Origin of the sequence: Falsirhodobacter sp. 20TX0035 (assembly GCF_028307215.1) — a bacterium.
Classification (GTDB): Bacteria; Pseudomonadota; Alphaproteobacteria; order Rhodobacterales; family Rhodobacteraceae; genus Falsirhodobacter.
Genome location: NZ_JAQMHV010000007.1, coordinates 39502 through 62417, shown reverse-complemented (window position 1 = coordinate 62417; position 22916 = coordinate 39502). Strand labels below are relative to the sequence as shown.

The 22916-nt window shown below is 68.2% G+C and carries 25 protein-coding genes; 14 read left to right on the top strand and 11 right to left on the bottom strand.

Translation table 11 applies throughout. From position 1 onward, the window contains the following. Positions 1-4 precede the first annotated feature (4 nt). The 4 genes from dapD (at position 5) to dapE (ending at position 2751) form a co-directional block, all read left to right on the top strand. Positions 5-832 (top strand): 2,3,4,5-tetrahydropyridine-2,6-dicarboxylate N-succinyltransferase, encoded by an 828-nt coding sequence (dapD, locus tag PIJ50_RS09920; protein WP_271974866.1) that lies wholly within the window; start codon positions 5-7, stop codon positions 830-832. A gap of 69 nt (positions 833-901) precedes the next feature. Further along, positions 902-1156 (top strand): GlsB/YeaQ/YmgE family stress response membrane protein, encoded by a 255-nt coding sequence (locus PIJ50_RS09915; RefSeq protein ID WP_271974864.1) that lies wholly within the window; start codon positions 902-904, stop codon positions 1154-1156. Positions 1157-1286: 130 nt separating this feature from the next. Continuing rightward, the gene (locus PIJ50_RS09910; RefSeq protein WP_271974862.1) at positions 1287-1607 is read left to right on the top strand and encodes a DUF8846 family protein; all 321 of its coding nucleotides are present in this window, start codon (positions 1287-1289) and stop codon (positions 1605-1607) included. A gap of 4 nt (positions 1608-1611) precedes the next feature. Continuing rightward, positions 1612-2751, top strand: a complete 1140-nt coding sequence (dapE, locus tag PIJ50_RS09905) for a succinyl-diaminopimelate desuccinylase (RefSeq protein WP_271974860.1) — start codon at positions 1612-1614, stop codon at positions 2749-2751. 4 nt (positions 2752-2755) lie between these two features. On the opposite strand, the gene PIJ50_RS09900 is transcribed toward dapE, so the two are convergent. Continuing rightward, positions 2756-3478, bottom strand: a complete 723-nt coding sequence (locus PIJ50_RS09900) for an NYN domain-containing protein (protein WP_271974858.1) — start codon at positions 3476-3478, stop codon at positions 2756-2758. Between the two features lie 86 nt (positions 3479-3564). On the opposite strand from PIJ50_RS09900, the gene PIJ50_RS09895 reads away from it, so the two are divergent. Continuing rightward, complete coding sequence (locus tag PIJ50_RS09895; RefSeq protein WP_271974857.1) at positions 3565-3837, top strand: I78 family peptidase inhibitor; 273 nt, start codon at positions 3565-3567, stop codon at positions 3835-3837. On the opposite strand, the gene PIJ50_RS09890 is transcribed toward PIJ50_RS09895, so the two are convergent. The 5 genes from PIJ50_RS09890 to ilvD all read right to left on the bottom strand — a co-directional run bounded on the left by PIJ50_RS09890 (position 3834) and on the right by ilvD (position 10359). Then, complete coding sequence (locus PIJ50_RS09890; RefSeq protein ID WP_271974855.1) at positions 3834-5066, bottom strand: lytic murein transglycosylase; 1233 nt, start codon at positions 5064-5066, stop codon at positions 3834-3836. The genes PIJ50_RS09895 and PIJ50_RS09890 overlap by 4 nt on opposite strands. 72 nt (positions 5067-5138) lie before the next feature. Further along, the gene (gene rnr / locus PIJ50_RS09885; protein WP_271974854.1) at positions 5139-7358 is read right to left on the bottom strand and encodes a ribonuclease R; all 2220 of its coding nucleotides are present in this window, start codon (positions 7356-7358) and stop codon (positions 5139-5141) included. 31 nt (positions 7359-7389) lie between these two features. Then, positions 7390-7743: a hypothetical protein gene (locus tag PIJ50_RS09880; protein WP_271974852.1), complete on the bottom strand. Its 354-nt coding sequence runs from the start codon at positions 7741-7743 to the stop codon at positions 7390-7392. A 1-nt stretch (position 7744) separates the two neighbouring features. Continuing rightward, positions 7745-8440: a DUF6478 family protein gene (locus PIJ50_RS09875; RefSeq protein ID WP_442900731.1), complete on the bottom strand. Its 696-nt coding sequence runs from the start codon at positions 8438-8440 to the stop codon at positions 7745-7747. 185 nt (positions 8441-8625) lie between these two features. Continuing rightward, positions 8626-10359 carry a dihydroxy-acid dehydratase gene (ilvD, locus tag PIJ50_RS09870; RefSeq protein WP_271974849.1) on the bottom strand — a complete coding sequence of 578 codons (1734 nt, stop codon included), beginning with the start codon at positions 10357-10359 and terminating at the stop codon, positions 8626-8628. A 157-nt stretch (positions 10360-10516) separates the two neighbouring features. Here ilvD and trhA point away from each other — a divergent pair, with 157 nt between their 5' ends. After that, the gene (trhA, locus tag PIJ50_RS09865; protein ID WP_271974848.1) at positions 10517-11182 is read left to right on the top strand and encodes a PAQR family membrane homeostasis protein TrhA; all 666 of its coding nucleotides are present in this window, start codon (positions 10517-10519) and stop codon (positions 11180-11182) included. Here the strand turns inward: trhA and PIJ50_RS09860 are convergent. The 4 genes from PIJ50_RS09860 to rbfA all read right to left on the bottom strand — a co-directional run bounded on the left by PIJ50_RS09860 (position 11149) and on the right by rbfA (position 13774). After that, a complete protein-coding gene (locus PIJ50_RS09860) occupies positions 11149-11667 on the bottom strand; it encodes a DUF1643 domain-containing protein (RefSeq protein ID WP_271974846.1) in 519 nt (172 codons plus the stop codon). The genes trhA and PIJ50_RS09860 overlap by 34 nt on opposite strands. Then, a complete protein-coding gene (truB, locus tag PIJ50_RS09855) occupies positions 11664-12566 on the bottom strand; it encodes a tRNA pseudouridine(55) synthase TruB (RefSeq protein WP_271974986.1) in 903 nt (300 codons plus the stop codon). Before truB ends, PIJ50_RS09860 begins: the two co-directional genes overlap by 4 nt. Positions 12567-12642: 76 nt before the next feature. Then, positions 12643-13368, bottom strand: coding sequence for a phosphodiester glycosidase family protein (locus tag PIJ50_RS09850; RefSeq protein ID WP_271974844.1), 726 nt, complete (start codon positions 13366-13368; stop codon positions 12643-12645). Next, on the bottom strand, positions 13358-13774 hold the full coding sequence (gene rbfA, locus PIJ50_RS09845; protein ID WP_271974843.1) for a 30S ribosome-binding factor RbfA: 417 nt from the start codon (positions 13772-13774) through the stop codon (positions 13358-13360). The genes PIJ50_RS09850 and rbfA overlap by 11 nt, the downstream gene beginning before the upstream one ends. 78 nt (positions 13775-13852) lie before the next feature. On the opposite strand from rbfA, the gene dapB reads away from it, so the two are divergent. Further along, entirely contained in the window at positions 13853-14662 is an 810-nt protein-coding gene (gene dapB, locus PIJ50_RS09840; RefSeq protein WP_271974841.1) for a 4-hydroxy-tetrahydrodipicolinate reductase, read from the top strand. A 6-nt stretch (positions 14663-14668) separates the two neighbouring features. On the opposite strand, the gene PIJ50_RS09835 is transcribed toward dapB, so the two are convergent. Further along, on the bottom strand, positions 14669-14839 hold the full coding sequence (locus PIJ50_RS09835) for a DUF1674 domain-containing protein (RefSeq protein ID WP_271974839.1): 171 nt from the start codon (positions 14837-14839) through the stop codon (positions 14669-14671). A gap of 66 nt (positions 14840-14905) precedes the next feature. Between PIJ50_RS09835 and PIJ50_RS09830 the strand changes: the two genes are divergently transcribed. The 7 genes from PIJ50_RS09830 (at position 14906) to PIJ50_RS09800 (ending at position 22903) form a co-directional block, all read left to right on the top strand. After that, the gene (locus PIJ50_RS09830) at positions 14906-16165 is read left to right on the top strand and encodes an RsmB/NOP family class I SAM-dependent RNA methyltransferase (RefSeq protein ID WP_271974838.1); all 1260 of its coding nucleotides are present in this window, start codon (positions 14906-14908) and stop codon (positions 16163-16165) included. 75 nt (positions 16166-16240) lie between these two features. Continuing rightward, positions 16241-17551, top strand: a complete 1311-nt coding sequence (locus PIJ50_RS09825; RefSeq protein WP_271974836.1) for a heparinase II/III domain-containing protein — start codon at positions 16241-16243, stop codon at positions 17549-17551. 2 nt (positions 17552-17553) lie between these two features. After that, the gene (gene purH / locus PIJ50_RS09820) at positions 17554-19134 is read left to right on the top strand and encodes a bifunctional phosphoribosylaminoimidazolecarboxamide formyltransferase/IMP cyclohydrolase (protein WP_271974835.1); all 1581 of its coding nucleotides are present in this window, start codon (positions 17554-17556) and stop codon (positions 19132-19134) included. A 1-nt stretch (position 19135) separates the two neighbouring features. Then, a complete protein-coding gene (gene lspA, locus PIJ50_RS09815; protein ID WP_271974834.1) occupies positions 19136-19636 on the top strand; it encodes a signal peptidase II in 501 nt (166 codons plus the stop codon). 46 nt (positions 19637-19682) lie between these two features. Beyond that, positions 19683-20186 (top strand): DUF3035 domain-containing protein, encoded by a 504-nt coding sequence (locus tag PIJ50_RS09810; RefSeq protein WP_271974833.1) that lies wholly within the window; start codon positions 19683-19685, stop codon positions 20184-20186. 78 nt (positions 20187-20264) lie between these two features. Further along, positions 20265-21599, top strand: a complete 1335-nt coding sequence (locus PIJ50_RS09805) for a M16 family metallopeptidase (RefSeq protein WP_271974831.1) — start codon at positions 20265-20267, stop codon at positions 21597-21599. Continuing rightward, positions 21596-22903, top strand: coding sequence for a M16 family metallopeptidase (locus tag PIJ50_RS09800; protein ID WP_271974829.1), 1308 nt, complete (start codon positions 21596-21598; stop codon positions 22901-22903). The genes PIJ50_RS09805 and PIJ50_RS09800 overlap by 4 nt, the downstream gene beginning before the upstream one ends. Positions 22904-22916 lie beyond the last annotated feature (13 nt).

The following is a 22916-nucleotide window of genomic DNA, read 5'->3' as shown; positions in this document are numbered from 1 at the left end:
CCCCATGTCGAACGCCGCGCTGGAAACCGCCATCGAAGCCGCCTGGGAGGCGCGCGACACCATCACCCCCGCCACGAAGGGGGAGGCCCGCGACGCGATCGAATCGACGCTGCAGGCGCTGGACGCAGGCACCCTGCGCGTGGCCGAAAAGCGTGATGGCGGCGACTGGCACGTCAACCAGTGGGCGAAGAAGGCCGTGCTTCTGGGCTTCCGCCTGAAGGACATGGAGATGCAGTCCGGCGGCCCGCAGGGCGGCGGCTGGTGGGACAAGGTCGACAGCAAGTTCGCAGGCTGGGGTGAGGCCGAATGGCGCGCCGCCGGCTTCCGCGCCGTGCCGAACGCGGTCGTGCGCCGGTCGGCCTTCATCGCCAAGGGCGTGGTGCTGATGCCGTCCTTCGTGAACCTCGGCGCGTTCGTGGACGAAGGCACCATGGTCGACACCTGGGCCACGGTCGGGTCCTGCGCGCAGATCGGCAAGAACGTCCACCTGTCGGGCGGCGTCGGCATCGGCGGGGTGCTGGAACCGATGCAGGCCGGCCCCACCATCATCGAGGACAACTGCTTCATCGGCGCCCGGTCCGAGGTGGTGGAAGGCGTCATCGTGCGTGAAGGCTCGGTCCTTGGCATGGGGGTCTATCTGGGCCAGTCGACCAAGATCTTCGACCGCGACACGGGCACCGTCAGCTATGGCGAGGTGCCGGCCGGATCCGTGGTCGTGTCCGGCTCGCTTCCGTCGAAGAACGGCGTGCATCTTTACTGCGCGGTTATCGTGAAGAAGGTGGACGCGAAAACCCGGTCCAAAACGTCGATCAACGAGCTTTTGCGCGACTGATCGGCGGAACCCCGCTTCTGTTCCCCGCGTTACCCCCACGAAGTCAATATTTTCAAGGGGAACAGAAACATGGCTGGTATGGGTTGGATTGCCGCGATCATCGTGGGCGCGCTCGCGGGCTGGATCGCCGAAAAGCTGATGAAGTCCGATCAGGGCATCCTCATGAACATCATCCTCGGCATCTTGGGTGCCGTTCTGCTGAACTTCATCCTGATCCAGCTGTTCGACGCGACGCTGGGCGGTTGGCTGGGCCAGCTGGTGGTCGGCGTGATCGGTGCCTGCATCCTGATCGCCCTGGGCCGTCTGCTGCGTCGCAAGACCTGATTTCCAAGCTGTTTTTCGTAACGATTTTCGGGCGGCTTTCGGGTCGCCCTTTTTCATGTCCGGGTGCCCCGATCTTGCGAAGCGCCCCCGAACCTGCGACACCCGGTGCAACACGGCAGGGAATGGATCCATGAGCGAGAAGCGTCCCCAACAGGTCTACACCTTGGCGATCGAGGTGGGGCGCAAGCCCGGCGACGGCCTGCCTGACAAGGCCACGGGCGCGGGCCTGATCTGTTACGCCTCGGGCGTGGATGAGGCGGAGGCCGTGCGCGAAACCGTCGCGATCCTGAAGCAGGCCGACCTCGCGCCGCTGGACGTCTCCGGCTACGGCACGCTGGAGGAGCGGCTGAAGAACGGCGACGAGATCGACGACGAGGAGCGCGCGCTGATGGAGCGGGCGCTGGCCGAAAACTCCGTCATCGTCGCACAGATGACCCCTTTCTACGAGTGATGCCATGACCGATCCCGTTGCCCTGACCGCCGACTTGGTCCGCTGCCCCTCCGTCACCCCGAACGAAGGGGGCGCGCTGGTCCTGATGGAACGCGTGCTGTCCGAGGCGGGCTTCGACTGCATCCGCGTGGATCGGGGCGGCATCTCCAACCTGTTCGCCCGCTGGGGCCGGCCGGGCGCGAACCGCACCTTCGGCTTCAACGGCCATGTGGACGTGGTGCCGGTGGGCAACGTGGCCGACTGGACGCACGATCCCTTCGGCGCCGTGATCGAGGATGGGTGGCTGTACGGCCGCGGCTCCACCGACATGAAATCCGGTGTGGCCGCCTTTGCCGCCGCCGCCGTGGATTTCGTGACCGCGACCCCGCCCGACGGCGCGATCATCCTGACCCTGACCGGGGACGAGGAGGCGGAGGCCGAACACGGCACTGTGGCCCTGCTGGACTGGATAGCCGAACGGGGCGAGAAGATGGACGTCTGCCTTGTGGGCGAGCCGACCTCGGTCGCGGAAATGGGCGACATCATGAAGATCGGCCGTCGCGGGTCGGTCACCGTGAAGTTCACGGCCAAGGGCGTGCAGGGCCATTCCGCCTATCTGCACCGCACGAAGAACCCCGTCGCCGCCCTTGCACGCCTGATCGCGCGGCTGGAGGAGACGCCGCTGGACCAGGGCAACGCGCATTTCGACGCAACGACCTTGGCGACCGTGACGTTCGACGTGGGCAACCCGGCGTCGAACGTCGTTCCGGCCGAGGCGCGGGCGACCGTCAACATCCGGTTCAACGACATCCACACCGGCCAAAGCCTGATCGCGCATCTGGCCGCCGAGGCCGCGAAGATCGAGGAGGAGACGGGCGTGGTCATCACCCTGTCGTCCAAGATCAACGGCGACAGCTTCGTGACGCCGCCCGGTGATCTGACGCGGCTGGTGGCCGGGGCCGTGCAGGCGCAGACGGGACGCGTGCCCGAAGCCTCCACCTCGGGCGGGACGTCGGACGCGCGGTTCGTGAAGGATCATTGCGCCGTGGTGGAGTTCGGGCTGGTGGGCCACCGGATGCACGCGGTGGACGAACGGGTGCGGGTGGACGACATCACGCAGCTGAAGGCGATCTACACCCGCATCCTGAACGACTATTTCGCCTGAGGGGTCAGGCGAGGTCGCGGGCCAGAAGCTGACCGCCCTCGCCCAGCACCACCTCGAACCGGCTGACCTTGCGGATCAGGTCCGACAATTTCGCCGCACCATAGGTGCGCGTGTCGAAGTCGGGATTGGCCTGCGTGATGTACTGGCCGATCTGGCCCAGTGAATACCACTCCCCCTCCGGATCGATGGCGCGCATTGCGGCGGCGATCAGCGGGATGGCGTTGGCAGGCGCCTCCTTCGTGGAACGCGGGGCCACGGGGGCCTCAGGCTCTGCCGGCGCATCCTCACGCGCGGTCAGGTTCTCCACGTAGATGAAGCGCTTGCACGCCATGCGGAAGGCCTCGGGCGTCTTCTTTTCCCCGATGCCGTAGACGTCCAGCCCCTGCTCGCGCACCCGGGCGGCCAGCCGGGTGAAGTCGCTGTCGGAACTGACCAGCACGAAGCCGTCGAACAGGCCCGAATGCAGGAAGTCCATCGCCGCGATCACGAGGCCGATGTCGGACGCGTTCTTGCCGCGCGTGTTCGAAAACTGCTGGTCGGCGACCAGCCCCAGATGCGCCACCTTTTCGGCCCAGTTCTTCAGGCGCAGCGCAGACCAGTCACCATAGATGCGCCGGACCGACGCCTCGCCCAGCGACGCGATCTCCTCGAAGATCGCCTCGGCGTAATGGGCGGGCACGTTGTCGGCGTCGATCAGGACGCAAAGGCGGGGGGTGCGGCTGTCCATGACGGCTCCTCTTTTCGCTGTTGTAGCAGAGCCTGTGGCCGACGCCAGCGCCCGCACTAGCTTCCTCCGGCATAGGAGGACGTATCATGAAATACATCGCAATCGCCGTCGCCGGACTGACGCTGGCCGCCTGCCAGCCCACCACCCGCACCACCATCATCACGCCCGCCGCCACCTGCGACGCGGCGCCCTACCAGCAGTGGGTCGGCAAGGATTCCGCCACGCTGGTCAACATCAACACGCCCGACAACATGCGCGTGATCCGTCCGGACACGGCGGTGACCATGGATCACGACCCGTCGCGCCTGAACGTGGAAACGAACCAGCGCGGCGTGATCACGGCCGTCCGCTGCGGCTAACGAAGGCTCGCCAGGAGTGACGCGCTGGCATAGCCGTCGGGAATGAGACCGGCCGAACGCTGATAGGCGGTGATCGCGGATACGGTGTTCGGCCCCACGCGACCGTCCGTGCCCTGCGTGTCATAGCCGCGCCGGGTCAGACGCTCCTGCAACTCCTGCGTCTGGCTGCGGCTCAGCGGCGGTTCGGCGTTGGCGGGGATGTTGCGGATCGGGCCAAGGCCCTTCAGGCGGTCGGCCAGATGGCCCACGCCGATGACGTAGCTGTCGGCCGCGTTGTAGCGTTCGATGGCCCGGAAGTTCTGGAAGATCAGGAAGGCCGCGCCCTTGGCCCCGCCCGGCAGCAGGATCGACGCCTCGCCCTGCGGGAAGGCGCGTCCATCCGCCGACCGCACCCCCTGCGCCGCCCATGCGGACGAAGACAGGCGGTTCCCCTTGCCGATGCCGGAATAGTTGAAGCCCGGCGGCAGGGTCACCTCCATCCCCCAGATCCCGCCGCGCTGCCAGCCGGCCTTGGCCAGATAGTTCGCGGTGGAAGCCAGCGCGTCCGTCGGATCGTCCGACCAGATGTCCCGCCGCCCGTCGCCGTTGAAATCCACCGCCGATTCCAGGAACGACGACGGCATGAACTGCGTGTGCCCCATGGCGCCCGCCCAGCTGCCCACCATGTTCGCGGGCGTCACGTCGCCCGCCTGCACGATCTTCAGCGCGTCCAGAAGCTGCGTCTCGAAGAACTCCGCCCGCCGCCCGTGATAGGCCAGCGTGGTCAGGCTCTCGATTAGGTGGGTGCGGCCGCGGTTGCCGCCGAAGTTCGATTCCATCCCCCAGATGGCGACCACGATCTCCTTGTCGACGCCATAGCGCGCCTCGATCGCGTTCAGCGTGGCAGCGTGGCGGGACAGCATCGCGCGCCCCTGCGCGATCCGGTCCGCCGACACCGCGCCGTCCAGATACTGCCACACGGTCTTCGTGAACTCGGACTGACGACCGTCAAGGCTCACCACCTCGGCGTTGTAATGCACGTCGGCAAAGGCGAGGTTCAGCGTCGCCGGGCTGATGCCCGCCCGTTCGGCGCGCGGCCGGAAGTCCGCGATCCAGGCCTGCATCCCGGCTTCCGTCCCCACGCCGTTGACCGGGCCCGGCCGCGGCCGGGGGGAGGATGTCACGTTGCCGGGACTGGCGCAGGCACCCAGAAGGGTCAGCACCGAAGCTGTCAGAAGAATGTTCCGCATGGGTCGTCACCGCTCGATTTTTTTTTCGTTGCCGCCAGTGTAGCGGCAACGACCCACGGGGCAAAGAACTGCTTAACGACGCGACCGGATGACGCGGCGCTTCCGCTCCAGCTTGGCGGGTTTTCGCGGGCCGCCCCGGCCGCGCCGCACCGCCTTGCGGGGAAGCGCGTCGCCTTCCAGCTCCAGCAGCTCCAGCATCAGGCCGCCGGTGACGGGGGTCGCCTCCACCAGCCGCACCAGGACGCGCTGGCCGATGCCAAGGGTCAGGCCGCTGTCGGCGCCAGTCAGGACCTGCGCGTCGGCGTCGAAATGGAAGAACTCGTGCCCTAGGCTGCGGATCGGGATCAGCCCGTCGGCGCCCGATTCATCCAGCTTCACGAACAGGCCGAACCGCTGCACGCCCGACACGCGGCCGGTGAATTCCGCGCCCACCCGGTCCGACAACCACGCCGCCAGATAACGGTCGTTCGTGTCCCGTTCGGCCATCATCGACCGGCGTTCGGTGTCCGAGATCTGCTTCGCCGTGTCCCCAAGGTTGTCGATGTCGAAGGCCGACAGCCCGTCCTTGCCCCAGCCGTGGCCGGAGATCAGCGCCCGGTGCACGATCAGGTCCGAATAGCGGCGGATGGGCGAGGTGAAATGCGCGTAGTTCTTCAGCGCCAGCCCGAAATGGCCGAAGTTCTCGGGGTAGTAGTAAGCCTGCGTCATAGACCGCAGGGTCGTGATGTTCATCAGCTCGTCAAAATCCGTGCCCTCGGCCTGCGCCAGCAGCCGGTTCAGGTGGCTCGTGCGCAGCACCTGCCCCTTGGCCAGCGTGAAGCCCGACGCCTCGGCCACCTCGCGCAGCGCGTCCAGCTTCTGGGCGTTCGGTTCCTCGTGCACGCGGAACAGAAGGGGGCGGCGCAGGCGGATCAGTTCTTCGGCCGCCGCGACGTTGGCGAGGATCATGAACTCCTCGATCAGCTTGTGCGCGTCCAGACGCTCGCGGAACGCGACAGAGGCGACCTTGCCGTCCTCCGTCAGCTCGATCTTGCGTTCGGGCAGGTCCAGTTCCAGCGGCTGACGGCGGGCCCGGGCGGCCTTTGTCGCCTCATACGCGGCGTAAAGCGGCGCAATGACGTGATCCATCAGGGGCGCCGTCTTGTCGTCCGGCGTGCCGTCCTGCGCCGCCTGCACCTGACCATAGGTCAGGCTGGCCGCGGACCGCATGATGCCGCGCACGAAACGGTGGCCGATCTTCTCGCCCTCCGCGTCCAGATGCATGCGCACGGCCAGGCAGGGGCGGTCCACATGTTCGTGCAGCGAACACAGATCGCCCGACAGCACGTCGGGAAGCATCGGCACCACCCGGTCGGGGAAGTAGGTGGAGTTTCCGCGCAGCCGCGCCTCGCGGTCCAGCGCCGATCCGGGGGTCACGTAATAAGCGACGTCCGCGATGGCGACCCAGACGATGTGGCCCCCGTCGGGCAGGGTTTCGGCAAACACCGCATCGTCATGGTCGCGCGCGTCGGCGGGGTCGATCGTGACCAGCGCCAGGTCGCGCAGATCCTCGCGGTCGCCCTTCGGGGCGGGCTTCGCCGCCTCCGCCTCGGCCACGACCTTGTCGGGGAAATGGTCGGGGATGCCGTGCTGGTGGATCGCGATCAGCGAAATCGCGCGGGGCGCCGAAGGGTCGCCCAGCCGCGCCACGACGCGCGCGCGGGGCAGGCCCATGCGCTTCGAGGTCGCTTCGCCCTCCACCAACTCGCCGTCGCGGGCGTCGTCCGTGTCGTCGCGGCCGACGATCCACTCCTTGTCCTGACCCTTGTCCACCGGCACGATCCGCCCGCCTTCGGACGTCTTGCGGAAGATGCCCAGCACCCGCAGCGGGTTCGACCCGATCTTGCGGATCAGCCGCGCCTCGTAGTCGTGATCCTCATCCTCCACCGCCGCAAGGCGGGCCAGCACGCGGTCCCCCGCGCCCAAGGCGTCCGAGGGGGCGGCGCGCATCAGGATGCGGGGCGCGTCGCCCGCGCCTTCCCATTCCATCGGCTCGGCAAAAAGATCGCCCGCTTCGTCCGGACCCAGGATCTTCAGGATCGACACGGGCGGCAGGACGGAGGCGTCGCGATAGCTGCGCGACTTCTTCGACAGCTGCCCGTCCGCCTCCATCTCCTTCAGAAGGCGCTTCAGCTCGATGCGCAGCGCACCCCCCTTGATCCCGAAGGCCTTGGCGATGTCACGCTTGGCGGCCTGGGCGGGGTGATCGGTGATCCACTGAAGGATCTGCTCTTTTGAGGGCAACTGGTCCATATCCTGCAGCTAGCACGCAGGAGGGCACTCGTCACGCGGAGGTTTCGGTGCAGTGGCGGCGGAAGGCCCGTTTCAGCAGTTCCAGTTCGGCCCGCAGCAGGTCGATCTCGGCCCGCAGGTCGGCCTCCATCCCCTCGCCCGCACCGATGGTGAAGTGGCCCAGAACCTCCTCGCCGTCGCGGATGACGAAGGTCTGCAGCCCGTCCTCCAGCGCCTCGGCGGGGATGGGGACCGAAAGGCGGTGGCGCCCGTCGCCCTCGTCGGCAACGGTCACCTCCGGCACGGGGGCACCGTTCAGCAGAACCTCGATCCGCGGCTCGGCCGCCCCCAGCACCATCCCGTGCCAGACACCCGCCCGAAGTCCTTCGCGTATCAGCTGCGCCATTCTACATCTCCGCCCGCGGTCTGCGCGTCATGGTCAGATCGCGCAGGACGATCCGGTTCATCCGCGGGTTCTCGAAGATCAGGTCCAGCCACATCTTCTCGGCCCGCGCCTCGTTCAGCTTGGAATAGGACAGGTCGAACTCGGCCGTCCGATCCTCGTCGATCTCGGCCAGGATCTGTTCGGTGTTGGGGCCGTGGCGCACGTTCAGCCGCGCGAAGATCCGGCCCGGACGTTCGGAATCGGCCGTCAGCGTCAGGGCCACCAGATGCTTGCGGCGCAGGCTGGCCACGGCGTCGTCCGGCAGCTCGATCGCCAGCGACAGGAAGCCGCCCCGAAACTCGAACACGTCGATCTGAAGGGCATAGGGCGTTTCCGAGGACGGGTCCCGGTTGGCGACCTGCTTCACCCCGATCTCGTTCAGGGAACAGTCGTGGAACAGCGTCACGTCCTGACAGATGGTCGATCGGTCGGAGGAGGCGAAGCCCATGCGCTGCGCCTGCGTAAACAGGCCCGGACGCCAGATCCAGTCCGTGCCCAGCGGACGCGGAATGGCCGGCGGCACGCGCAGACGCTTTTCGCTGTGCGCGATCAGCTGGTCCAGATGCGTGCGCAGCGACCAGGCGCGGCGTCGCAACGTCTTCAGGCGGGGCAGTTCCGTTGTTTCGGCCCGCTCCGCCTCCTGGGCCCAATGGGCCATGCTGTGCCGAAAGAGCCTGCGCTCGATCCAGCTTCCCTGGTCCTGTCCCACGAGCAATACCCTGCCGGTTGATGCTTGCGTTGTTGTCGCGCGGAATCATCTTCCATGCAATCAAAGATTTGGAGGATGAACCCCTCCTCCGGCCGGGTCCCGCGCACGGAAGATCGCGCGCGGGGCCGGAAGGATCACTGATCCATGTAGACGTGTTTTTCCGCCGCCGCACCCGGATGGGTTGTGGCGCCATGGCGCGCGCCGCCCACCAGACGGGCGTATTTCCACAGCGCGCCCGACTCGTATTCTGTCGGACGCGGGCCCTTCCAGGCCTGACGGCGCCGGTCCATCTCCTCGGGCGTCAGATCGACCGACAATTCGCCCGTGACGGCGTTCAGCGTGATCATGTCGCCGTTCTGCAGCAGGGCGATCGGGCCGCCATGCGCCGCCTCGGGGCCCACATGGCCCACGCAGAACCCGCGCGTCGCGCCCGAGAAGCGACCGTCGGTGATCAGCGCCACCTTCTTACCCATCCCCTGCCCCGACAAGGCGGCGGTGGTCGACAGCATCTCGCGCATGCCGGGGCCGCCGGCGGGGCCTTCGTTGCGGATGACGATCACGTCACCCTCGGCATAGCCGCGGTTCTGCACGGCCTCGAACGCTTCTTCCTCGCATTCGAAGACGCGGGCCGGGCCGCGGAAGACCTGCTCGGCCTCGGACATGCCGGCGACCTTCACGATAGCGCCCTCGGGCGCGAGGTTGCCCTTCAGGCCCACCACGCCGCCCGTCTTGGTGATCGGCGCGTCGATGAAGTGGATGACCTTGCCGTCGGGTTCATGCGTGATGCGGCCCAGGCTTTCGCCCAGCTCCTCGCCCGAGGCGGTGAGGCAGTCCAGATGCAGCAGCCCCGCCCGCGCCAGTTCCTTCATCACGACCGGCACGCCGCCCGCTTCGAACAGGTCCTTGGCCACGTAATCGCCGCCCGGACGCAGGTTCACGAAGTAAGGCGTGTCGCGGAAGATGTCGCAGACGTCGAACAGGTCGAAGTCGATCCCCGCCTCATGCGCGATGGCGGGCAGGTGCAAGCCGCCATTGGTGGAGCCGCCGGTGCAGGCCACGACGCGCGCCGCGTTTTCCAGCGCCTTGCGCGTCACCACGTCCCGCGCGCGGATGTTCTTTTCCAGCAGGTTCATGACGGCCTGACCCGAGAAGTCGCCATACTGGTCGCGCGATTCGTAAGGCGCCGGCGCGCCGGAGGAATTCAGCAGCGCCAGCCCGATGGCTTCGGACACGCAAGCCATGGTGTTGGCGGTATACTGCCCGCCGCACGCGCCGGCCGAAGGGCAGGCCACGCGTTCCAGAATCTGAAGCTCGGCGTCCGACATGGTGCCCGCGGCGTGCTTGCCCACCGCCTCGAACACGTCCTGCACCACGACGTCCTTGCCGTTCAGCTTGCCCGGCAGGATCGACCCGCCATAGACGAAGACCGACGGCACGTTCAGCCGCACCATCGCCATCATCATCCCTGGCAGCGACTTGTCGCAGCCCGCAAGGCCCACCAGCGCGTCATAGCAGTGGCCGCGCATCGTCAGTTCCACCGTGTCGGCGATGGCGTCGCGTGAGGCGAGCGAGGAGCGCATCCCCTCATGCCCCATGGCGATGCCGTCGGTCACGGTGATCGTGGTGAATTCGCGCGGGGTGCCGCCACCCTTCTTCACGCCCATCTTCACCGACTGCGCCTGACGGTTCAGGGCGATGTTGCAGGGCGCGGCCTCGTTCCAGCAGGTGGCGACGCCGACCCAGGGCTGGTGAATCTCTTCCTCGGAAATGCCCATGGCGTAGAAGTAGCTGCGGTGCGGGGCGCGCGAGGGCCCTTCGGTCACGTGGCGGCTGGGAAGCTTCGACTTGTCGAAACGCGCATTCTGCATCGGGAATCCTCCGGCTTTTGGCTAAGGAGCGTCATAATGCACAAGATACACAGCCTCAAGGCGTTATTTTATTGCGCAAGGTAGCCTTCTGCGGCAATGCGCCGCCTGCCCCAAGACAAAGGTTTACGGATCATCGTCCGGTTCCTAGGTTGCAACCATGTCCATCACCATGCGCCGCACCGTTTATTCCAGATCCGAACGGCTCAGCGATGCTGGCGTGCATGTGCTGGGCACGGTGCTGGCCGTGGCGGCCGTGCCCGTCCTGATCACCCTGACGGCCTTTCTGCGCCCGCAGACCGCCGCCCTTGTGGGCATCGGGGTCTATGGCGCGACGCTGATCGCGATGCTGGTCTGTTCCGCGCTCTACAACATGGTGTCGATCCCGGGCTGGAACGCCATCCTGCGGCGGCTGGACCATTCGGCCATCTACATCAAGATCGCGGGCACTTACACCGCCTTTGTCATGCTGTCCGGCGCAACGGAGGTGCCGGTCATCATCCTGCTGTGGACCGCCGCACTGGCGGGGATCGCCCTGCGGGTTCTGGCGCCGAACCGGTTCGAATGGGTGGGCTTCGGGCTTTACATCGCCATGGGCTGGATGGGCCTTGTCGTGGGCTGGCCGCTGTTCGCCACCATGTCCGCGCCCGTCCTGACGATGATCGGGGTGGGCGGGGGCATCTACATGATCGGGACGCTGTTCTACCTGCGCCACCGGATGCCGTTCCACCGCACGATCTGGCACGTCTTCGTCCTGACGGCCAGCGGGGTGTTCTTCGCCGCCGTCACGACTCACATGGTGGTGGGGGCCCACAGCACCGGCTGAACGGCATAGCCGATGTAAAGCGGGTGCTTCGGATGCCCCCCGTTTGACAGGCCCAGATGGTGCAGCGGCCGGCCCGTGGCGCGCAGCAGCGCCTCCACCCGCGGGCCGCGCTTCAGAAAGGCACCATGCGTGCCCCAGGCGCAGACGATGGTGTCGGCCCAGAAGGCGCTGTCCACGATGGCGGCGTCGTTCTCGGCCCCCACGGGTTCGGGGGCGGCGCGCATCTTCTTCGGGTCCGTGTCGCGCCAAGCGAAGATGTTGCACACGCGGAACGCGCCAAAGCCCAGCGTCCGCGCCCGCCGCTCGCACCGCTCCACCGTGGGGTCGTTCTGGTATTCGGTCGCGGTGGAAGGGTTCAGCATGATGAACAGCGCCTTCTTTCCCGCTGGGTCCCACGTCCGGGTCAGCAGGAAACGGTACCGCTCATCGTCCGAATAGACGGCGGTGGAGGGGGCGTCCCCCTTCACATGCGTGCGTTCGATCATTCGACGAACACGCGGCTCGGGTGCAGCTCGCCGCCCTTGTAGACGCCGACGGCCACGGCGCGCCCCTGATACGAAGCCCACGCTTCGTCACCATAATCGGCACCGGTCAGCACCATGCCGGGATTGCCGTTCTTCAGCCGCGCCGCGCCTTCGGGCGTCGCCTGAAGTTCGGGCAGGTCGGCCAGCCCCATCTCCAGCGGTTTCAGATGGGTGTCCAGTTCTTCCGTTTTGGCCATCCGGTCAATCTCCTCGACGCTGATCCCTTCCTCGGCGGTGAAGGGGCCGGACCAGGTGCGGCGCAGCCATTGCACATGGCCGTGGCAGCCCAAGGCCGCGCCCAGATCCCGCGCGATGGAGCGGACATAGCCGCCCTTTCCGCACACCATCTCTAACTCAACATGGTCGGCGTCGGGACGCGACAGCAGGATCAGGCTCTCCACGAACAGGGGGCGGGCGGCCAGATCCATCTCCTCGCCCGCGCGGGCGATGTCGTAGGCGCGTTCGCCGTCCACCTTCACGGCGGAAAACTGCGGCGGGACCTGCATGATGTCGCCCCGGAACGGCGCCAGCGCGGCGGTGATGGCCGCGTCGTCCGGACGGTCGGGGGATTCGGCGATCACCGTCCCTTCGGCGTCATCGGTCGTCGTGGCCTGCCCCAACCGCACCATGAAGCGGTAGCATTTCAGCGCGTCGGTGATGTAGGGCACGGTCTTCGTCGCCTCGCCCAGCGCGATGGCCAGAACGCCCGTCGCGGCCGGGTCCAGCGTGCCCGCATGGCCCGCCTTCTGCGCGTCGAACGCCCAGCGCACCTTGTTCACGACCGAGGTGGAGGTGATGCCCGCCGGCTTGTCCACGACCAGCCAGCCCGATACCGCACGGCCTTTGCGCTTGCGTCCCATCACGTCACCTCCGTTGAAGAAGCGGCCTGCTACACCGCGCAGGCCCTTCGGGTCAACATCCCCGTGCGCCTGCGGGTCAGCGGTCCACGACCGTCCCGACGATCGGCCCCAGCGGAAACCCGATGTCGTCCCGCCCCAGTTCCGGCGCATGGAGACGCGAGATGGAGCCGTCGAAGAACAGCGCGTCCGGCACCTTCAGCGCGTCGCGGAACAGGCTGCCGAACTCGTGAAACGTCACCGGATCGGTGGAAATCACGAAATACGCCGTCGCCCCGTCCCCGGACACGCCCACACCGTTGCGGATGTAGCGGCTGTCGCTGTTCACCAGAAAGCGCGGATGCAGCTCTCCGTCGATGACCAGCATCGGCCCGGACTGGGTGGCAAAGCGGCAGGACGGCGGATCGGCGGCAAAGGCGCGGGTTTCCACCACGCGGAAACGCTCGCCGATGCAGAAGACGCCGTTCGGCTCCAGCCCGAAATTGCCTTCGGAAGGGCCCACGACCAGATCCTTGCGGGTGACCCCATCCTCGATCATCAGGCCCACGGGGCTGCGGTCGGGGTGATACATGCCGGCGTTCATGGCAAAGCCCAGCCGCTTGCCCTCATCCCGCAGGGCGTTGTTCACGCGGGTGAAGCTGCCATAGGTGCGGCCGTCCGCCCCCGTCTGGAAGATGCGCAGATCGTCGGCGGACGTCGCCTCGCACAGCACATAGCCCTGACCGCGATAGCTGATCGCCTCGCAGGCCTGGCCCGCGACGGGCAGAAACAGCGCGGCCAACGCGCCCAGCAGGCTATTCCGCATCGTCGGCGTCATCGGCCCGTAGGTCGCGCTGCACCTTTTCGTCGGCAAACAGGCGCCGCGTCTCGTCCAGACGGTCAAACGTCTCGTCCGGGCGGAAGCGCAGGTCGGGCGCGTATTTCAGCGTCATCTCCTTGGCGACGCGGTGGCGCAGTTCGCCCTTGTTGCGGGCCAGCGCGGCGATGATCGCCTGCACGTCGCCCCCGCCCAGCGGCATGACGTAGACGGTCGCGATCTTCAGATCGTTGGACAGAACCACCTCGCCCACCGTGATGGAGGCGTTCTCCAGATCCGGATCGTGGATCTCTCCCCGGTTCAGGACGTCGGACATGACGCGGCGGATCAGTTCGCCGACGCGAAGCTGACGTTGCGATGGGCCTTTGCCCGCGGAGAAACTGTTGCTTGCCATGTTGCGCGATGTAGTGGTTTCGCGTGCCCTTCGCAATCCGGCCTTTCCGCGTTATCACCCCGAAAAACGGAGGATGCGATGACGGAACTTCCCGGAATGGTCGTGACGGGCGCCGCGGGCCGCATGGGCCGGCTGCTGATCGGGGCGGTGCTGGCCTCGGACAAGGCGCGACTGGCGGGCTGCGTGGTGCGGCCGGGGCATGCGTGGGTGGGTCAGGACGTGGGCGTGGCCATGGGCGGCGCGCCCGTGGGCTGCGTGGCCACCGACGATCCCTTGGAGGCGTTCGCCCGCGCCCAAGGGGTGCTGGACTTCACCACCCCCGACGCGTCCGTGGAGTTCGCAGGCCTTGCCGCTCAGGCCCGCGCCGTGCATGTGTGCGGATCGACGGGGTTCGAACCGCATCATCTGGCCAAGATCGAAGCCGCCGCCCGTCACGCCGTGATCGTGCGGTCGGGCAACACCAGCCTCGGGCTGAACCTGCTGCTGGGGCTGACGCGCAAGGTCGCCGCCGCGCTGGACGCCGACTGGGACATCGAGATCGTGGAAGCCCATCACCGCATGAAGGTCGACGCACCCTCGGGCGCCGCGCTGATGCTGGGCGAGGCCGCCGCCCAAGGGCGCGGCGTGACACTGGCCGATGTGCGCGATTCCGGCCGCGACGGCATCACCGGCGAACGGAAGCCGGGCGACATCGGATTTTCGTCCATCCGTGGCGGGTCCATCGTAGGCGAACATGACGTGATCTTCGCCGGCGAGGGCGAGCGCATCACCCTCTCCCACATCGCCAGCGATCGCGGGATCTTCGCGCGCGGCGGCTTGAAGGCCGCGCTCTGGGGGCAGGACAAGAAGCCCGGCGTTTATTCCATGATGGACGTGCTGGGGCTGTAGACGCCCCTAGAAGTCGATGGCGAGGCCCTTCTTCTCCCAGTCGCCATAGCGCACGGGTTCGGGCCCGTCGCGGCCGCCCAATTCGGTCGGCAGGTCCTGCGCGGCCTGCTGGCGGCGTTCTTCGGCTTCGGCCAAGGCGCGCAGGGCGGCGGGGGGCAGTTCGGAACGCTCGGTCATGGGCGTCTCCTTGTGAAAGGGGTGCGGCTGATATACCGCTGGAAGCCAAAGTAACAAGGGGGCTGCATGGCGGTCGAGGGGTTTCGCACACGGCTTGCCGCCGTTCATTCGCTGGGGGCGATCCTGTCCGAAGGGCAGCTTTTGGCGCAACTGACGGTTCAGCCGAACGGTCCGCTGGACGGCCTGCCCCCCGCGGAACGCGCCCGCGCGCAGCGGCTGGTGTCCATGGTGCTGCGGCACCTGGAACAAGCCGACCGGGTGCTGGAGCCCCATGTCCGCCGCGCCCCGCCGCGGCTGGTCCAGAACGCTCTGCGTCTGGCGGTGGTGGAAATGGCCGTGGGCGGCACCGCCGCCTATGGGGCCGTGAACGCCGCCGTGGACATCGTACGCCATGGCCGCAAGACGGCGCATCAGGCGGGCTTCGTCAACGCCGTGCTGCGCAAGGTGGCCGACACGCCCGACGCCTTTGCCGACCTTCCCCCCCAGCGCCTGCCGCGCTGGCTGCGCCAACCGCTGGTCCGCACTTATGGGCGCGAGGCCGTGGCCGCGATGGAGGAGGTGCAGGCCCGCACCCCGCCCGTGGACCTGACGCCCCGCCGCGACGCCACCACCCTGCCCGACGCCACGGCCCTGCCCACGGGCAGCCTGCGCCTGACCGAAGGGACCCAGATCTCCGCCCTGCCCGGCTTTGCCGAAGGGCAGTGGTGGGTGCAGGACGCCGCCGCGGCGCTGGCCGTGCGGCTTCTGGCCCCGCAGGCGGGCGAACGGATCGCCGATCTGTGCGCGGCCCCCGGCGGCAAGACGCTGCAACTGGCCGATGCCGGGGCCAAGGTCACGGCCGTCGACATCTCCGCCCCCCGGCTGAAGCGGCTGGCCGAGAATCTGGCCCGCACCGGGCTGACGGCGACCGTGGTCACCGCCGACGTGCTGACCTGGACGGACGAACCCTTCGACGCGATCCTGCTGGACGCCCCCTGTTCCGCCACGGGCACGGTTCGCCGCCACCCCGACCTGCCCTTCGTCAAGACGGGAGAGGAGGTCGCGGGCCTTGTCGACCTTCAGGCGAAGATGCTGGATCACGCGCTGGGCCTTCTGAAACCCGGCGGACGGCTGGTGTTCTGCACCTGCTCGCTTTTCCCCGAGGAAGGGGAGGCGCAACTGGCCGCCGCGCTGGAGCGTCATCCCGGCCTGACCGTCCTGCCGCCGCAGCTGGAGGGCGTGGACCCGACTTGGGTGACGGAGGGCGGCGGCCTGCGCCTGCGCCCCGACCACTGGGCCGACATCGGCGGCATGGACGGCTTCTTCATGGTGTCCTTGCGCAAATAGGTCACGATCCTGTCATCGTCGCCGATGACAGGACGCCAAGCGTCGGTTATCCTTGGCCAAAGGGACGGGGACACGATGACAGGCACAAGGCTGGGCGACCGGATTGCCGCATGGCGCAGCAAGAACACCGTTCCGGCCGAGCGTCTGCTGCCCATGCCCCCCCTGCCCCTGACCGGCAACCCCGACCGGGCCGAGGCGCTTCTGGCGCAGGATACGGTCTGGGGCGCGCCCGACGCGATGGCCTTCGGCTGGCTGGACGACCTGGCCGCGCTGGGCGACGAACGCACCGGCCGCTTTGCCGCCCGCATGGCCGGCGACTGGGTCACCACCTTCGGCACGGGCCGCGGCTGGACGCCCGAGGCGACGGGCCTGCGCCTTCTGCGTTGGCTGACCCATGCCCGCTTCCTGTATCCCCGGGGCGTGCCCGCCCCCGTGATGGACGCGCTGTGCCGTCAGTCCGCCTATCTCGCGGACCGCTGGCAGGGCGCAGCGCCCGGCTGGCCGCGGATCGCGGCGCTGGCGGGCCTGTCAGCCGCCGCACTCGCTTTGGAACGGCCGGGGATCCGGCCCGCCCTGCCCCCGCTGCCCCCGCTGCCGCGCCGCCCGGATGACCTGTTGCAGGCGCTGATCCTGCTGGTGGCCCTGCGCGACACGTGGCCCGAGGCCGCACTGTCGGTGATCGAGGACGCCACCGGCACTCTGCGGATGATGCGGCATGCGGATGGCCGGGTGACGGGGCTTCGGAGCGGTGCGGACAGCGATCCCGTGCAGCTGGACGCGGCGCTCGTGGCGTCGAGGGTGCGCGGGCCGGTGCCGCCGCAGGGGATGGGGCTGATGCGGCTGATGCGGGGCCGAAGCTCCGTCCTGATGGACGTGTCGGCGCCGGACTTCGCCTTCGAACTGACGGCGGGCCGTTGCCCCATTGTGATCGCGGCGACCAACCGCCGCGCGGGGCTTCAGGTGTTGGGGGCCAAGGCCGCCCGCCCGCACATCACGGCCCAGCACGGGCCGACGGATCTGGTGGCGGGGCATGACGGGTGGAAGGGGATGCTCTGCACCCGCAGCCTGTCGCTGACGCCCGACGGCCACGGCCTGACGGGCAGCGACCGGCTGGAACCCCGTGCCCGCCGCCCCCGCCCGGTGGAGATGATGCTGACCTTTCCCCTGCATCCCGACATCCGCGCCGAACAGGAACCGGACGCGTTGCGCCTGACACTGCCCGACGGAACGGTCTGGCGGTTCACGGCGGACGGTGCCCGTTTGCACGGGGGCCACACCATCGTCCTTCCCCACGCGGTTCCGCGCTTTCCCGCGCGCATCGACTGGACCTTTGCCAAATCCGACGCTACTCCGCTGACCATCCGCGATCTGCCGACAGGAGCCTGACCATGACCGACCTCGTGTATATCGGACGCGCGCTGCTGTCCGTTTCGGACAAGACGGGGCTTCTCGACCTCGCCCGCGCGCTGCATGGCCGGGGGATCGAGCTGATCTCCACCGGCGGCACGGCCAGCGCGCTGCGCGGCGACGGCCTTCCGGTCCGGGACGTGGCCGAGATCACGGGCTTCCCGGAAATGATGGACGGCCGCGTGAAGACGCTGCATCCCAACGTCCATGGCGGCCTTCTGGCCCTGCGCGACGACGACGAACATCTGGTGGCCATGGCCGCCCACGGGATCGAGCCGATCGACCTGCTGGTCGTGAACCTGTATCCGTTCGAGGCGACGGTGGCCCGCGGCGGCGATTACGACGACTGCATCGAGAACATCGACATCGGCGGCCCGGCCATGATCCGCGCCGCGTCGAAGAACCACCGCTTCGTGAACGTGGTGACGGATGTGCAGGATTATCCGACGCTGCTGGCCGAACTGGACGCGCATGACGGGGCCACCAGCCTCGCGTTCCGTCAGAAGCTGGCGCTGACCGCCTATGCCCGCACCGCCGCCTATGACGCTGCCGTGTCGGGCTGGATGGCGCAGACGCTGGGCGAAACGCCGCGCTACCGCACCTTCGCGGGCACGCTGGCGTCGTCGTTGCGCTATGGCGAAAATCCGCACCAGAACGCGGCCTTCTACACCGACGGGACGGCCCGCGCCGGCGTGGCCACGGCCAAGCAGTGGCAGGGCAAGGAACTGTCCTACAACAACATCAACGACACCGACGCCGCGTTCGAGCTGGTGGCCGAGTTCGCGCCTGAGGGCGGCCCCGCCGTCGCGATCATCAAGCACGCCAACCCCTGCGGCGTGGCCCGCGGTGCCACGCTGGCCGAGGCCTATGCCCGGGCCTTCGACTGCGACCGCACCTCGGCCTTCGGGGGGATTGTGGCGCTGAACCAGCCGCTGGACGGCCCCACCGCCGAAAAAATCGCCGAGATCTTCACCGAGGTGGTGATTGCCCCCGGCGCGGACGACGCGGCCAAGGCCGTGTTCGCGGCCAAGAAGAACCTGCGCCTTCTGACCACGCTGAACCTGCCCGACCCGAAGGCCCCCGGCCTTGCGTTCAAGCAGGTGTCGGGTGGTTTCCTGGTGCAGGACAAGGACACGGCGGCCCTGCCCGAGTTGCGCGTGGTGACCAAGCGCCAGCCGACCGAGGCCGAGATGGCCGACGCCCTGATCGCGTGGAAGGTGGCCAAGCACGTGAAGTCCAACGCCATCGTCTATGTCAAGGACGCCGCCACCGTCGGCATCGGCGCGGGCCAGATGAGCCGTGTGGACAGCACCCGCATCGCCGCCCGCAAGGCCGAGGACGCGGCCGAGGCCATGGGCCTGTCCGCCCCGCTGACCAAGGGCTGCGCCGCCGCCTCGGACGCGTTCTTCCCCTTCGCGGACGGGGTGGAGGTTCTGGCATCCGTGGGCGCGACCTGCGTGATCCAGCCCGGCGGCTCCATGCGCGACGCCGAGGTGATCGAGGCCGCCGACCGTCTGGGTCTGGCCATGATCTTCACCGGCCAGCGCCATTTCCGGCACTGACATGCGCGCCGTCGCCCTGACCGCCGCCCTGACCTTCGCGCTGGACCAGATGACCAAGCTGGCCGTGGTGCACGGTCTGGGCCTGATCCATCTGGGCCGGATCGAGGTGATCCCCCCCTTTCTGACCTTCCAGATGGCTTGGAACCAAGGGATGAACTTCGGCCTTTTCGCGGGCGACGCCGTGACCACGAAATGGCTGCTGATCGTGGTGGCGGTCGCCATCTCGGGCTGGGTCGTGTGGTGGATGCGCCGGCCCGGCCATTCGCGGCTGGCGCAGGTGTCGGGCGGGCTGCTGATCGGCGGCGCGATGGGCAACGTCATCGACCGGATCCTGTATGGCGCGGTGGCGGATTTCCTGAACATGTCCTGCTGCGGGTTCGACAATCCCTATGCGTTCAACGTGGCCGACATCGCGATCTTCGCCGGCGCCATCGGCCTCGTGCTGTTCACGGGGGAGCCGAAGCCCCCCGAAGGACGCTCCGTCAAAGACCGCGTGACGTGACGGGGCCTTTGCGCTAAACGAAACCCGAACGACGAAGGAGTTGGACATGCGGGCAGCACTGGCAATCGCGGGCGCGGCGTTCCTCACGCTCTCGGCCTGCGGGGGAAGCGATGACCCGAACCTGATCCGCCTTCGGTCCACGGGCAACGGTCCGGACGAATTTTCCGTTGTGCCGCAACGTCCGCTGGAAATGCCCCCGTCGCTGAACGACCTGCCGCCCCCGACGCCGGGCGGCACCAACCGGACCGAACCGAACCCGCAGGCGCAGGCGATCGTGGCGCTGGGCGGCAATCCCAACGCCGGAACCGCCGGGGACCGCGCGCTTCTGACCGCCACGAACCGCTACGGCACCCAGCCGAACGTGCGGGGCGAACTGGCCGTGGCCGACGAATCCTTCCGCGACGACAACCGCGGCCGCCTGCTGAACCGCGTGTTCAGCAACACGACCTATTACCAGGCCTATTCGGGCCAGACGCTGGATCCGCGCAGCGAAGCGGCCCGCTGGCAGCAGCAGGGCCTGCGCACGCCGGCGGCACCGCCCGCCAACTGACGATCACAACCGCGTAGGACGGCTTGCCCTTCGGGCGGGGCTGAGGTCACCTTGCCCCGAACCGCAAGGAGGATCCCCATGCCCCACCGCTTGCCAGCCGCGCTGGCCCTGTGCCTGTGCGCCACCCCCGCCCTGGCCCAGGACGTGACGGAGTTCCGGCTGGACAACGGCCTCGACATCGTCGTGATCGAGGATCACCGCGCCCCCGTCGTCACCAGCATGGTCTGGTACCGCACCGGATCGGCGGACGAAAAGACCGGCGAATCCGGCGTCGCGCATTTTCTGGAGCACCTGATGTTCCAGGGGACCGCCACCACCGAACCCGGCGACTTCGCGGCCACCGTGTCGGCGCTGGGCGGATCCAACAACGCCTTCACCTCGTACGACTACACCGCCTATTACGAACGGGTGGCGGCCGACAAGCTGGACCTGATGCTGTCGATGGAGGCGGACCGGATGGTCAACCTTGATCTGTCGCAGCCCATCGTGGACAACGAACGCAACGTGATCCTGGAAGAACGCAGCCAGCGGACCGATTCCAATCCGCAGGCCCAGTTCCAGGAACAGATGAACGCCGCGCAATACATGAACAGCCCCTACCGCCGCCCCGTGATCGGCTGGCGGGCCGAGATGGAGGCGCTGAGCCGCGAGGACGCGCTGGACCACTACCGCACCTTCTATGCGCCCAACAACGCCATCTTGGTGGTGGCGGGCGACGTGGAACCCGACGCCGTGCGCGCCATGGCGGAGGAGCATTTCGGCCCGCTGAAGCCGTCCGACACCCTGCCGCCCCGCGCCCGCCCGCAGGAACCGCCGCAACTGGCCGAACGCCGCCTGACCTTCCACGACGAACGGGTGGCGCAGCCCTACGTGACCCGGTCCTACCTTGCCCCCGAACGCAACGCCGGCGATCAGTCCGAGGCTGCGGCGCTGGCGGTTCTGGCCGCCCTTCTGGGCGGGGATCCCACCACCTCGGTCCTGGCGCAGAAGATGCAGTTCGGGGAAAATCCGACCGCGATCTACACCATGGCCGGGTATGACGGGACCTCGGTCGATCCGTCCACCTTCACGCTGGGCGTGGTCCCGGCCGATGGCGTCACGCTTCAGGAGGCGGAGGATGCGATGGACAAGGTTCTTGCCGACTTCCTGAAGGACGGCGTGGACGCCGCGCAGCTGGACCGGATCAAGACCCAGCTGCGCGCCAGCGACATCTACAACCGGGACGATTCCGGCGGCCTTGCCAACGAATACGGCGCGGCCCTGGCCGTGGGGCTGACCGTGCAGGACGTGCAGGACTGGCCCCGCGCCCTTCAGGACGTGACGGCCGAACAGGTCCTGGCCGCCGCCCGCAAGGTTCTGGACCGCCGTCAGTCCGTTACGGGCTGGCTGGAGCAAGAGGAGACGACGCCATGAAGATCCTGCGTACTACCGCCGCCCTGATCGCCCTGGCGCTTCCGGCCCACGCCGCCACCGACATCCACGAGGTCACCTCCCCCGGCGGGATCACCGCCTGGCTGGTGGAGGATCACAACATCCCCTTCACCGCGCTGGAACTGCGGTTCCGCGGCGGTACGGCGCTGGACCCCGAAGGCCAGCGCGGCGCCGTGAACCTGATGACCGCCACGCTGGAGGAAGGCGCGGGCGATCTGGACGCGCAAGGCTTCGCGCAGGCCCGCGATGCGTTGGCGGCGCGCTTCGGCTTCGACTCCTCGGCCGACGCCATCGCCGTGTCGGCGCAGATGCTGACGGAAAACCGCGATCAGGCGGTGGACCTTCTGCGCAGCGCGCTGGTGGACCCGACGTTCGATCCGAACGCCGTGAACCGGGTGCGGGGGCAGGTGCTGTCGAACCTCGCCTCGGCGGCGCAGGATCCCGAAAGCATCGCGGCGCTGACCTTCCAGCACGACGCCTATGGCGATCATCCCTACGGCACCGATTCGTCGGGCACCCTGGACAGCGTGAAGGCGCTGACGCCGGAACAGCTGGCCGCCGTGCACAAGGCGGCGATGGCCCGCGACAACGTCTATGTGGCGGCCGCGGGCGACATCACGCCCGAACAGCTGGGCGCACTTCTGGACACGCTGCTGGGCGACCTGCCCGCCACCGCGACCGCCCCGCCCGGCGCCGCGACATGGCAGGCCGATCGCGGCACGCATGTGGTGGACTTCCCCACGCCGCAGGCCGTGGTGCGCTTCGGCCAGCCGGGGCTGGACGTGCAGGACCCCGACTTCATGGCCGCCTTTGTCGCGAACGAGATCCTGGGCGGCGGCCGCTTCACCGCCCGCCTGATGGACGAGTTGCGCAGCAAGCGCGGCCTGACCTATGGCGCCTACAGCCAGCTGGCCACGATGGATCTGGCCGATTTCGTGGCGGGCCAGTTCGCCTCGGACAACGACAAGACGGCCGAGGCGGTGGGCCTCGTGCGCGACCAGTGGGCGAAGATCGCGAAGGACGGCGTGACGCAGCCCGAGCTGGATGCGGCAAAGACCTACCTGACCGGGGCCTATCCGCTGCGGTTCGACGGCAACGGCCCGATCGCGAGCATTCTGGTCGGAATGCAGATGCAGGGCTTCCCCATCGACTATCCCAAGAACCGCAACGCCCTGATCGAGGCGCTGACGCTGGACGATGTGAACCGCGTGGCCGCGGAGCTTTACGATCCGGCGAAGCTGCACTTCGTCGTGGTGGGCCGCCCCACCGGGCTGGACGCGCACTGACCCCCGGACGGGG

What these genes read in the sequence shown, in the direction of transcription:
- dapD (WP_271974866.1), top strand. Translation starts at nt 5, where the DNA reads ATGTCGAACGCCGCGCTGGAAACCGCCATCGAAGCCGCCTGGGAGGCG.
- PIJ50_RS09915 (WP_271974864.1), top strand. Translation starts at nt 902, where the DNA reads ATGGCTGGTATGGGTTGGATTGCCGCGATCATCGTGGGCGCGCTCGCG.
- PIJ50_RS09910 (WP_271974862.1), top strand. Translation starts at nt 1,287, where the DNA reads ATGAGCGAGAAGCGTCCCCAACAGGTCTACACCTTGGCGATCGAGGTG.
- dapE (WP_271974860.1), top strand. Translation starts at nt 1,612, where the DNA reads ATGACCGATCCCGTTGCCCTGACCGCCGACTTGGTCCGCTGCCCCTCC.
- PIJ50_RS09900 (WP_271974858.1), bottom strand. Translation starts at nt 3,478, where the DNA reads ATGGACAGCCGCACCCCCCGCCTTTGCGTCCTGATCGACGCCGACAAC.
- PIJ50_RS09895 (WP_271974857.1), top strand. Translation starts at nt 3,565, where the DNA reads ATGAAATACATCGCAATCGCCGTCGCCGGACTGACGCTGGCCGCCTGC.
- PIJ50_RS09890 (WP_271974855.1), bottom strand. Translation starts at nt 5,066, where the DNA reads ATGCGGAACATTCTTCTGACAGCTTCGGTGCTGACCCTTCTGGGTGCC.
- rnr (WP_271974854.1), bottom strand. Translation starts at nt 7,358, where the DNA reads ATGGACCAGTTGCCCTCAAAAGAGCAGATCCTTCAGTGGATCACCGAT.
- PIJ50_RS09880 (WP_271974852.1), bottom strand. Translation starts at nt 7,743, where the DNA reads ATGGCGCAGCTGATACGCGAAGGACTTCGGGCGGGTGTCTGGCACGGG.
- PIJ50_RS09875 (WP_442900731.1), bottom strand. Translation starts at nt 8,440, where the DNA reads ATGGCCCATTGGGCCCAGGAGGCGGAGCGGGCCGAAACAACGGAACTG.
- ilvD (WP_271974849.1), bottom strand. Translation starts at nt 10,359, where the DNA reads ATGCAGAATGCGCGTTTCGACAAGTCGAAGCTTCCCAGCCGCCACGTG.
- trhA (WP_271974848.1), top strand. Translation starts at nt 10,517, where the DNA reads ATGTCCATCACCATGCGCCGCACCGTTTATTCCAGATCCGAACGGCTC.
- PIJ50_RS09860 (WP_271974846.1), bottom strand. Translation starts at nt 11,667, where the DNA reads ATGATCGAACGCACGCATGTGAAGGGGGACGCCCCCTCCACCGCCGTC.
- truB (WP_271974986.1), bottom strand. Translation starts at nt 12,566, where the DNA reads ATGGGACGCAAGCGCAAAGGCCGTGCGGTATCGGGCTGGCTGGTCGTG.
- PIJ50_RS09850 (WP_271974844.1), bottom strand. Translation starts at nt 13,368, where the DNA reads ATGCGGAATAGCCTGCTGGGCGCGTTGGCCGCGCTGTTTCTGCCCGTC.
- rbfA (WP_271974843.1), bottom strand. Translation starts at nt 13,774, where the DNA reads ATGGCAAGCAACAGTTTCTCCGCGGGCAAAGGCCCATCGCAACGTCAG.
- dapB (WP_271974841.1), top strand. Translation starts at nt 13,853, where the DNA reads ATGACGGAACTTCCCGGAATGGTCGTGACGGGCGCCGCGGGCCGCATG.
- PIJ50_RS09835 (WP_271974839.1), bottom strand. Translation starts at nt 14,839, where the DNA reads ATGACCGAGCGTTCCGAACTGCCCCCCGCCGCCCTGCGCGCCTTGGCC.
- PIJ50_RS09830 (WP_271974838.1), top strand. Translation starts at nt 14,906, where the DNA reads ATGGCGGTCGAGGGGTTTCGCACACGGCTTGCCGCCGTTCATTCGCTG.
- PIJ50_RS09825 (WP_271974836.1), top strand. Translation starts at nt 16,241, where the DNA reads ATGACAGGCACAAGGCTGGGCGACCGGATTGCCGCATGGCGCAGCAAG.
- purH (WP_271974835.1), top strand. Translation starts at nt 17,554, where the DNA reads ATGACCGACCTCGTGTATATCGGACGCGCGCTGCTGTCCGTTTCGGAC.
- lspA (WP_271974834.1), top strand. Translation starts at nt 19,136, where the DNA reads ATGCGCGCCGTCGCCCTGACCGCCGCCCTGACCTTCGCGCTGGACCAG.
- PIJ50_RS09810 (WP_271974833.1), top strand. Translation starts at nt 19,683, where the DNA reads ATGCGGGCAGCACTGGCAATCGCGGGCGCGGCGTTCCTCACGCTCTCG.
- PIJ50_RS09805 (WP_271974831.1), top strand. Translation starts at nt 20,265, where the DNA reads ATGCCCCACCGCTTGCCAGCCGCGCTGGCCCTGTGCCTGTGCGCCACC.
- PIJ50_RS09800 (WP_271974829.1), top strand. Translation starts at nt 21,596, where the DNA reads ATGAAGATCCTGCGTACTACCGCCGCCCTGATCGCCCTGGCGCTTCCG.